8 protein-coding genes are annotated in these 9468 nt (G+C 67.8%); 2 read left to right on the top strand and 6 right to left on the bottom strand.

What is annotated here, in order from left to right:
* The 6 genes from J5F18_RS17225 to J5F18_RS17200 form a co-directional block, all read right to left on the bottom strand.
* A partial coding sequence (locus J5F18_RS17225; protein WP_346299760.1) for an alpha-amylase family glycosyl hydrolase occupies window positions 1-235 on the bottom strand: 235 nt, incomplete at its 3' end.
* 32 nt (window positions 236-267) lie between these two features.
* Window positions 268-1374, bottom strand: a complete 1107-nt coding sequence (gene ugpC / locus J5F18_RS17220; protein WP_346299759.1) for a sn-glycerol-3-phosphate ABC transporter ATP-binding protein UgpC — start codon at window positions 1372-1374, stop codon at window positions 268-270.
* An 80-nt stretch (window positions 1375-1454) separates the two neighbouring features.
* Window positions 1455-3074 (bottom strand): alpha-glucosidase family protein, encoded by a 1620-nt coding sequence (locus J5F18_RS17215; RefSeq protein ID WP_346299758.1) that lies wholly within the window; start codon window positions 3072-3074, stop codon window positions 1455-1457.
* 28 nt (window positions 3075-3102) lie between these two features.
* Window positions 3103-3945 (bottom strand): carbohydrate ABC transporter permease, encoded by an 843-nt coding sequence (locus J5F18_RS17210; protein ID WP_346299757.1) that lies wholly within the window; start codon window positions 3943-3945, stop codon window positions 3103-3105.
* Window positions 3942-4922, bottom strand: coding sequence for a sugar ABC transporter permease (locus J5F18_RS17205; RefSeq protein WP_346299756.1), 981 nt, complete (start codon window positions 4920-4922; stop codon window positions 3942-3944). Before J5F18_RS17205 ends, J5F18_RS17210 begins: the two co-directional genes overlap by 4 nt.
* A gap of 14 nt (window positions 4923-4936) precedes the next feature.
* The gene (locus J5F18_RS17200) at window positions 4937-6268 is read right to left on the bottom strand and encodes an ABC transporter substrate-binding protein (RefSeq protein WP_346302263.1); all 1332 of its coding nucleotides are present in this window, start codon (window positions 6266-6268) and stop codon (window positions 4937-4939) included.
* Window positions 6269-6764: 496 nt separating this feature from the next.
* Here J5F18_RS17200 and J5F18_RS17195 point away from each other — a divergent pair, with 496 nt between their 5' ends.
* Window positions 6765-8252, top strand: a complete 1488-nt coding sequence (locus tag J5F18_RS17195) for a carbohydrate porin (protein ID WP_346299755.1) — start codon at window positions 6765-6767, stop codon at window positions 8250-8252.
* Window positions 8253-8447: 195 nt separating this feature from the next.
* Window positions 8448-9468 (top strand): AAA family ATPase (locus J5F18_RS17190; protein ID WP_346299754.1); only part of this gene is annotated, 1021 nt, incomplete at its 3' end.

Here is a 9468-nt window from a genome sequence, read left to right as displayed (position 1 = left end):
CGACGCCGCGGTAGTCGCTGACGTCGTAGCCGAAGTCCTTCATCGGCGAGGTGAAGAAGGGCGACAGCCAGATGGCATCGACGCCCAGCGAGGCGATGTAGTCGAGGCGGTCGATCACCCCCTGGAGGTCGCCGATGCCGTCGCCGCGGCTGTCCTGGAAGCTGCGCGGATAGACCTGGTAGATCACCGCGCCGCGCCACCACTCCGGGTCGCCACCGAGCTGTCGTGTCGCCATGCTCGCCTCCTGACGGGGATTGCGGTCGGTCATCAGGCCACGGCTCGAGCCGGGGCGACGCCGAGTGCCCGGTCCTGGTCGTCGAACAGGTGGACGTGCTCGGGGTCGGGGGCCAGGGCCACCTGCTGGCCGACCCGCCAGGCGCTGGGAGCCTCGCTGCGGTGGATCAGCAGGGTCTCGCCGGCCTTGGGCGCCAGGTAGACATAGACCTCGTTGCCCAGGTACTCGACGTTGACGATCTCGAAGGCGTTGTCGCCCTTGGCCTCGGCCAGGCGCAGGTGCTCGGGGCGCACGCCCAGGGTCAGCGCCTCGCCGGCGGCATGGTGGCGGGTGTCCTGGGGCAGGGCCAGCTCGCCGATGCCGGCGGTGCGCACCCGACAGCCGCGCGCGTCGCCGGCCACCAGGGAGGCCGGCAGGAAGTTCATGGTCGGCGAGCCGATGAAGCCGGCCACGAACTTGGTCGCCGGGCGCTGGTAGAGCTCATGGGGGCTGCCCACCTGCTCCACCCGGCCGGCGTTGAGCACTACGATCTTGTCGGCCAGGGTCATGGCCTCCACCTGGTCGTGGGTGACGTAGATCATGGTGGATTCGAGACGCTGGTGCAGGCGGGCGATCTCGTTGCGCATCTGCACGCGCAGGGAGGCATCGAGGTTGGAGAGCGGCTCGTCGAACAGCAGGATGCGCGGCTCCCGGGCCATGGCGCGGCCCATGGCCACGCGCTGGCGCTGGCCGCCGGAGAGCGCCTTGGGCTTGCGCTCGAGCAACTCCTCGAGCTGCAGGATGCGGGCGGTGGCCATGACCCGCTCGTGGACCGTCTCCTTGGCGGTCTTGGCCAGCTTGAGGCCGAAGGCCATGTTCTCGTAGACCGTCATGTGCGGGTAGAGGGCGTAGGACTGGAAGACCATGCCAACGCCGCGCTCGCGGGGCGGCAGCTCGTTGACCACGGTGTCGCCGATGGAGAGCTCGCCGTCGCTGATCGATTCCAGCCCGGCGATCAGCCGCAGCAGGGTCGACTTGCCGCAGCCGGAGGGGCCGACGAAGACCACGAACTCGCCTTGGCCGATGTCGAGGTCCACATCCTTGATGATATGGGTGCTGCCGAAGATCTTGTTGACCTTGTCGAGGATGACGCTTGCCATGGGGGTGTCTCCTTGCCGGCCCGGTTGTGGCTTGGTGATGAATGGTTCGCCGCGGGCCGGCCTGTTGTTGTCAGTGTGGCTCAGAGAGCGAACCAGGCGGCCTGGTAAGGGGGCAGGTGCAGGGTGTCGCCGTCGTGCTCGTGGGTGAAACCGTGCCCCTCGAGGGGGGCACGCACCGCCAGCTGTAGCCGGGTCTCCCGGGGCTGGCCGGTGAGGTTGAAGACGCAGAGGAGCCGCTCCTCGCTCGTCTCGCGGACGAAGCCGAGCAGCTCATCGCCCACCTCGACGAGTTCGAGGTCGCCGCCGACCAGCGCCGGATGGGCGGTGCGAAAGGCCAGCAGGCGGCGGGCGGCGTTGAGCACCGAGTCCGGGTCGTCCTGCTGGGCGGCCACGGCCAGCGGCAGCTGACGCGCCTCCACCGGCAGCCAGGGCTCGACGCCCGCGGCGGTAAAGCCCCCCTGGCTGTCGTCGCTCCAGGGCATAGGGGTGCGACAGCCGTCGCGGCCCTTGAACTCCGGCCACAGCACCTTGCCGTAGGGGTCCTGGATACGCTCGAAGGGCACCTCGGCCTCCATCAGGCCCAGCTCCTCGCCCTGGTAGAGGCAGACGCTGCCGCGCAGCGAGAAGAGCATCGCCAGCGCCACCTTGGGATAGGCGACGGGATCCTCGTCTGCGCCCCAGCGAGTGGCGCTTCTCACCACGTCGTGGTTGGAGAGCGCCCAGCAGGGCCAGGCATCGCCGGCCAGGCGCTGGAAGCGCTCGATCACCTCGCGGAGATAGGCCGCCGAGTGGGGCTCGTTGAGCAGGTCGAAGGTGTAGGCCATGTGCAGCTTGTCGCCGCCGGCGGTGTACTCGGCCATGCGCTCCAAGGGGTTGTCGTCGCCGATCTCGCCCACCGTGGTGGTGCCGGGGAACTCGTCCATCAGCGCGCGCAGCTCGCGCAGGAAGTCGAGGTTCTCCGGGCGGCTCAGGTCGTAGACGTGGCGCTGCCAGGTGTAGGGGTTGGCGTCCGGGGCGCCCAGGGTCTTGGCTTCGCCCGCCGGCACCGGCGGGTTGTCGCGCAGCTCGGCGTCGTGGAAGTAGAAGTTGACGGTATCCAGGCGGAAGCCGTCGACCCCCAGCTCCAGCCAGAAGCGCATATTGTCCAACTGCGCCCGGCGCACCTCCGGGTGATGGAAGTTGAGGTCCGGCTGGCTGGTCAGGAAGTTGTGCAGGTAGTACTGGCGCCGGCGCGAGTCGAAGGTCCAGGCCGAGCCGCCGAAGATCGACAGCCAGTTGTTGGGCGGGGTGCCGTCCGGCTTGGGGTCGGCCCAGACATACCAGTCCGCCTTGGCGTTGGTGCGATCGGCGCGGCTCGCCTGGAACCAGGGGTGCTGGTCCGAGGAGTGGCTGATCACCTGGTCGATCATCACCTTGAGGCCCAGGGAATGGGCCTTCGCAAGCAGCGCCTTGAAGTCGTCCAGGGTGCCGAACATCGGGTCCACGTCGCAGTAGTCGCTGACGTCGTAGCCGAAGTCGAGCATCGGCGAGGTGAAGAAGGGCGACAGCCAGATGCCGTCCACGCCCAGGCTCGCCACGTACTCCAGCTTCTCGGTGATGCCCTTGAGATCGCCGATGCCGTCGCCGTTGGCATCCATGAAGCTGCGCGGGTAGATCTGGTAGATGACGCCGCCGCGCCACCAGAGGGTGTTGTCTTGCATCTTGGATTCCGTGAATGACATGGGAGGCTTACCCCTTGACCGCGCCGGCGGTGAGGCCGGAGACGATGCGCCGCTGGAAGATGATCACCAGGATCACCAGGGGTACGGTGACCACCACCGAGGCGGCCATGATCGGGCCCCAGGGCAGCTCGTAGGCGCTGCCCCCGGAGAGCAGGGCGATGGCCACCGGCACGGTGCGCTGGCTGTCGGTGAGGGTGAAGGTCAGGGCGAACAGGAACTCGTTCCAGGCGGCGATAAAGGCCAGCAGTCCCGTGGTCGCCATGGCCGGCCACATCAGCGGCAGGAACACCTTGGTGATGGTGATCCAGGGGGTGGCGCCGTCCATGATCGCGGCCTCCTCCAGCTCCATGGGCAGCTGCTTCATGAAGGTGGTCAGCACCCAGACGGTGAAGGGCAGGGTGAAGATGGTGTAGCTGAGGATCAGGCCGCCCGGGTTGTTGTAGAGATTCAGCGCCCGGATCACCTCGAACAGTCCGGAGAGCACCGCCACCTGGGGGAACATGGAGACGCCGAGAATCACCAGCAGCACCGTGGAACGGCCGCGGAAGCGCACCCGGCCCAGGGCGTAGGAGGCGGTGATGCCGAGCAGCAGGGCGATGAACACCACGCTGGTGGCGATCAGGATGGAGTTGAAGATCGCCTGGATGAAGCTGCGCTGGGTGAACACCTGGACATAGTTGGCCAGGCTCCAGGTGCTGGGCCACAGCTCGACCCGGAACAGGTCGCTGGACGGCTTGAAGGAGGTGATCACGGCGTAATAGAAGGGGAACACCGCGATGACCACCACGAAGGCCACCAGGGCCCAGAAGCCGATGCGGGTGGCGAGCTTGTTGAATTGGCGCGAGGTCATGCGTCACCTCCCAGGTTGAAACGCTTACGGCCCAGGTAGAGATAGGCGATGGTGGACAGGGCGATGATCAGGAACAGCAGGGTCGAGGCGGCACTGCCGTAGCCCACGTCCTGGAACTCGACCAGCTGCTGGCGGGCGTAGATCGACATCGACATGGTGCTGGTGGAGTTGGAGGTCAGCACGTAGATGACGTCGAACACCCGCAGGGCATCGAGCAGGCGGAAGATCACCGCCACCATCAGCGCCGGGGTGATCAGCGGCAGGGTCACCTTGAAGAACACCCTGACCGGGTGGATGCCGTCCACCTCGGCGGCCTCGTAGCAGTCCTTGGGCAGCATCTGCAGGGCGGCCAGCACCAGCAGGGCGACGAAGGGGGTGGTCTTCCAGACGTCGACCATGATCACCGCCCACATGGAGTAGTTGGCATCCGCCGTCCAGGCGATGGGGTCGGCGATGATGCGCAGCGCCATCAGCAGCTCGTTGATGATCCCGAACTGGTCGTTGAGCATCCAGGCCCACATCTGCGCCGAGACGATGGTGGGAATCGCCCAGGGGATCAGCACCGCGGCGCGCACGAAGGTGCGGCCCTTGAACTCGGCGTTGAGGATCAGCGCCACGATGATGCCGAACACCACCTCCAGCGACACCGAGACGATGGAGAAGTAGAAGGTGTTCCATACCGCGCGCCACCAGATGGGGTCGGCGAGCACGCCGTACCACTGGCCGTCGTCGTAGACCAGGTAGTTCTCCAGGCCAACGAAGAAGACGTTGCTGAGGTCGGCGAGGGAGGCGTCGGTGAAGCTGAAGTAGAAGGTGCGCACGAGCGGCCAGCCGGCCACCAGGGTCAGCGCGACCAGCATCGGTGCCAGGAAGGTCCAGGCGGCCTTGACGCGCTGACGGCGCACCTTGGTGCTGCGGTAGGCCTTGGCCGGGGGGCGCGCCACGGCGGGCGCGCTGTCGTCGAGGGTCGTACTCATGGAAGGCTCCTGGGTTACCAGTTGCGGCGCTTGACGCGCGACAGGTCGCGCTCGAGGTCGGCCACGGCCTGCTCGCCGCTCTTGCTGCCGGAGAGCACGTCGTGGGAGGTGCTGAAGAAGGCGTTGCTGACGCGGCCGTAAGCGTCGCCGGTCACCGCCGAGGGGCGGGCCACGGCGTTGACGAAGGTGTCGTAGAGCTCGCCGAAGAAGGGTACCGCCTCGAGCACCTCCTCATCCTGGTAGAGGGCCGCCAGGGTGGGGTTGTAGGCGCCCTGGATGGCGCGGCGCTTCTGCTCGTCGTGGCCGGTCAGGAAGGCGACCAGATCGGCGGCGAGCTCGGGGTTCTCGCTGTAGCGGGAGACCGCCAGGTTCCAGCCGCCCAGGGTCGCGGCACTCTGGGTTTCGCCGCCCGAAGCCGCGGCGCTCTGGTTGTCGCCGCCCGAAGCCGCGGCGCTGCCGCCCTCGCCGCCATGGGGCAGTTTGACCACGCCCACCTTGCCGCGCACCTCGCTGCCCTCGCTCTGGGCCAGGGCCCAGGCGTAGGGCCAGTTGCGCATGAATACCGCGTTGCCGCCCTGGAAGACGCCGCGGGCCTCCTCCTCGGTGTAGTTGAGCACGCCGCTCGGGGAGATCTCGCCGATCCAGCTGGCCGCCAGGTCGAGCGCCGCGGCGGCACGGTCGTTGTTGATGCTGATCTCGCCGTCGGCCTCCACCAGGGTGCCGCCGCCGAAGCTGGCGATCCACTCCAGGGCGTTGCAGGTCAGGCCCTCGTAGGCGCGGCCCTGGAACACGAAGCCGTGCATGCGCCCGTTGCCGGCCTCACGCTCGGCGTCCTGGATGGTACGGGCGATCTCGGTGAGCTCCTGCCAGGTCTCGGGCGGTTCGAAGCCATACTGCTCCAGCAGGTCGGCGCGGTAGTAGAGCACCCCGGCGTCGGTGAACCACGGCAGGGCCACCAGGCGGCCGCCCACGGTGTTGTTCTCGACGATGGCCGGGAAGTGCCCCTCGGCGGCGTCCTCGCCCAGCACCTCGGCGAGGTCGAGCAGGTGGTTGCCCAGCAGGCCCGGCCAGATGACGTCGATCTGTAAGACGTCGATGTCCCGGGAGTTGGCGGAGAGGATCTGCTGGTAGAGCGACAACCGCTCGGTGGAGGAGTTGGGGGTGGAGACGATGTCGACGCTGTGACCGGTCGCCTCCTCCCAGGCGCGCACGCCCTGCTGGCAGAGGGTCAGCTCGGTGCCCACGGCGCCGCAGGAGATGGTCAGGTCGGCCGCCTGGGCCTGGCCGGCGCCGGCCAGGGAGGCGGCACCCAGGGCGACGGCGGCGATCAGTGGTTTCGGGTACATCATGAAATCCTCGTCGGCGTTTCTTGGATTGTTATAGGAGGCAGCGCTGTCCAGAGACAGCGCTGGCAGGTGATCTTAAACGATTAAGATCGTGGCGCTAAGTAAAGACCATGGGGCCGAGCCCCTTCAACCTAGACTTTTGTCTAGTGTGAGGTCGGCGCTCGCCCACTATGAAGCAGGCAAATAATGATGATGCTCGTCGATTCATCGAAGTTCCCCGTGCCGTATTAGACATTGGTCGCAATTTCCCCAGGTGGCGTTGAGCGAGCGACCTTAAACGATTAAGTTTTGGCCGTGCTCTTCACATCGCCCTGGCGCAGGAAAGCGCCTCGGGACTTAAACGTCACAGTTCCTGTGGGAACGATCGACAAGGGGGTCGCCGCCAGGGGGGAGGCGAGCGTGATCGACGAAGAGACGCTGACACGACAAGGGGGATGCCGCGACGGTCATCTCCCCCGGTGCACCATCACGGATAACAACAGGGGAATAAGCGATCATGAATGCTGCCACCTTCAAGACACCGCTCGCCATTGCCATCGCCGCCGCCGGGGTTGTCCTGGCCGCCACCGCCAGCGCCCAGTCGACGGATCTCGAAGCGCGCCTGGCCGAGGTCGAGGCACGCCTCGCCGCCGCCGAGCAGCGGGCCACAATTGCCGAGACCCAGGCTGAACTCGCCGAAGCCCAGGCCGAGGGTCGTCTCTCCGCCGAGGAGGTGGAGGAGCGCCTGGCCAGGGTCGAGCGCCAGGCCAGCGGTGAGGAGGGCTTCTCCTTCGGCGCCTATGCCCGCTCCGGGCTGCTGCTGGGCGAGGATCGCAAGAGCATCCCGGGCGGCCCCGGCGTAACACCGGCGGGCCCGTTCGGTGGCAGTGTCGGCCGGCTGGGTAATGAGGACGATACCTACGCCGAGGCCAAGGTCGATTACCGGATGCGGTATGACAATGGCGCCCTGGCGCGCTATCACTTCATGATGGCCGACGGCACCACCACCAGCAACGACTGGAACGACGACTCCAACCTCAACGTTCGCAATGTCTTCGTCGAGCTCAGCGACCTGCCGACCTTCACCGGCGCCTTCGAGAACTCCACCATCTGGGCGGGCAAGCGCTTCGACCGCGACAACTTCGATATCCACTGGCTCGACACCGATTTCGTCTTCCTGGCCGGTACCGGGGCGGGCATCTACGACGTCCAGCTGGCCGACAACTGGCGCTCCAACTTCTCGCTCTATGGGCGCAGCTTCAGCGACTTCCAGGTCGATCGCGAGGACCCGGGCCTGACCAGCAGCACCGACAGCCTGATCCTCACCGCCAACAACTACTTCGGCAACTGGCAGTGGATGGTCAACGGCATCTCCGCCGCCGACAACGACGAGCGCGATATCGGCGTCGGCCAGACCGCCGCCGACAGCGGCTGGCACACCATGGTGGCCTACCACGGCGACAGCTTCTTCGGTCTGGGCCAGGGCAACTTCAAGGTGGCGCTGCTGCACGGCCAGGGCCTGGGTGCCGAGGTCAAGGGGCTCGGCAGCAGCGGCGGCCTGACCGAGGACGCCCAGTCGACCCGCCTCGGCGTCTATGGCACCACCTACCTGGCCCCCAACTGGCGCATCGCCCCGGCGATCCTGGCCGAGACCAGCAAGGACCGCTTCGCATCCGGCGACCGCTTCGACTGGGCGACCCTCAACGTGCGCCTGGCCAACGAGATCACCCAGAACTTCGAGATGCAGTACGAGGGCAGCTACCAGTACATGGACCTCGACCAGGGCGAGGGCGGCAACGCCGTCAGCGGCAACTGGGGCAAGCTGACCATCGCGCCCACCTTCAAGCCCCAGGTGGGCGGCTTCTGGCGGCGGCCCGAGATCCGTGCCTTCGCCTCCTACACCGACTGGGATAGGGAGCTGAACGGCTTCAACGGCAGCTTCGGCGAGGACGGCTTCACCGGTGGCCAGTGGAGCTTCGGCGTCCAGACCGAAGTCTGGTTCTGAGTGGGGAGCCCGTCGGACTCACCGCTGATCGGCCACGCGACGATCGGTTGAGCCCGACAGGCTCCCGGGTCCCGGCAGGAGGCCGGGCCCTGCTCGCTGTTTCGATCTTGCCCGCGCCTTCGGACGCGGGCTTCTTGTATGCTGTAGTATCACAAGCGACGGGCCCCGGAGAGAGGCCTCGCCAGGGGAGCGCCGATGCCACTGATCCAGGAGAAGCTCGTGCCGCCGCCGCTGCCGCTCAGCCTGGTGGCGCGGTCGCGCCTCAATGACCATTTCGTGCTCGACGAGCGGGTGCGCCTGCTGCTGGTGCAGGCGCCGCCCGGCTATGGCAAGAGCACCCTGGTGGCCGAGCGCCTGCCGGCCCTGGAGCAGCCGGCGGCCTGGTGGCGCCTGGACGCCCGGGACGACAACCCGGTGCGCTTCGCCGCCTACTTCCGGGCCCTGCTGGAGGGCCTGCTCGACCGCTCCCTGCCCCCGGCCGCGGGGAGCCTGGCCGATGCCCTGGAGGCCTGGCTGGCCGAGCTGCCGGCCGCCGCCGAGCCCGCCCGGCTGGTGCTCGACGAGGCCGAGCACCTCCAGCATCCCGAGATCCTGGCCGGCCTGACCTTCTGGCTGCGCCACCAGCCACCCTGGCTCACCCTCACCTGGATCTCGCGGACCCGGCCGGCCCTGGGGCTGCCGGCGCTGCGCCTGCGCGGCGAACTGGAGGAGATTGGCGCCAACGAGCTGGCCTTCGACCTGGAGGAGGCCCAGACCCTGTGCGCCGAACAGCTCAGCTATCCGCCGGCGCGGGTCAGCCTGGAGCGGGCGCTGCGCCGCACCGGTGGCTGGGTCCTGGCGCTGGAGTGGCTGATCGCCCGCACCACCACCCGGGCCGGGTTCGACAGCCTGGTGGAGCGCCTCGACGGCACCCATCCCGACTTCGTCGCCTGGTTCGACGACCTGCTGGCGCAGACCCTGGCGGCGGAGGCGCGCCAGCTGCTGCTGCAGCTTGGGGTGCTGGAGCGCTTCTCGCCGCCGCTGGTGGCCCGGCTGCTGGAGGACGAGGGGCTCACCTCGCACCTCGAGCAGCTGGAGGGTGCGGGGCTCTTCCTGGAGCGCCCGGATCCCCATGCCCAGTGGCTGTGCTTCCATCCGCTCTTTGCCCAGTATCTTCGCTATCGACGCCATGAACTGAGCCCGGCGCGCCAGGGCGAGCTGCACCGTCGGGCCGGCG

It is taken from the genome of Halomonas sp. BM-2019, from assembly GCF_017584085.1.
The sequence above is the reverse complement of the archived record's forward strand: the minus strand, read 5'-3'. Positions and strand labels throughout refer to the sequence as shown.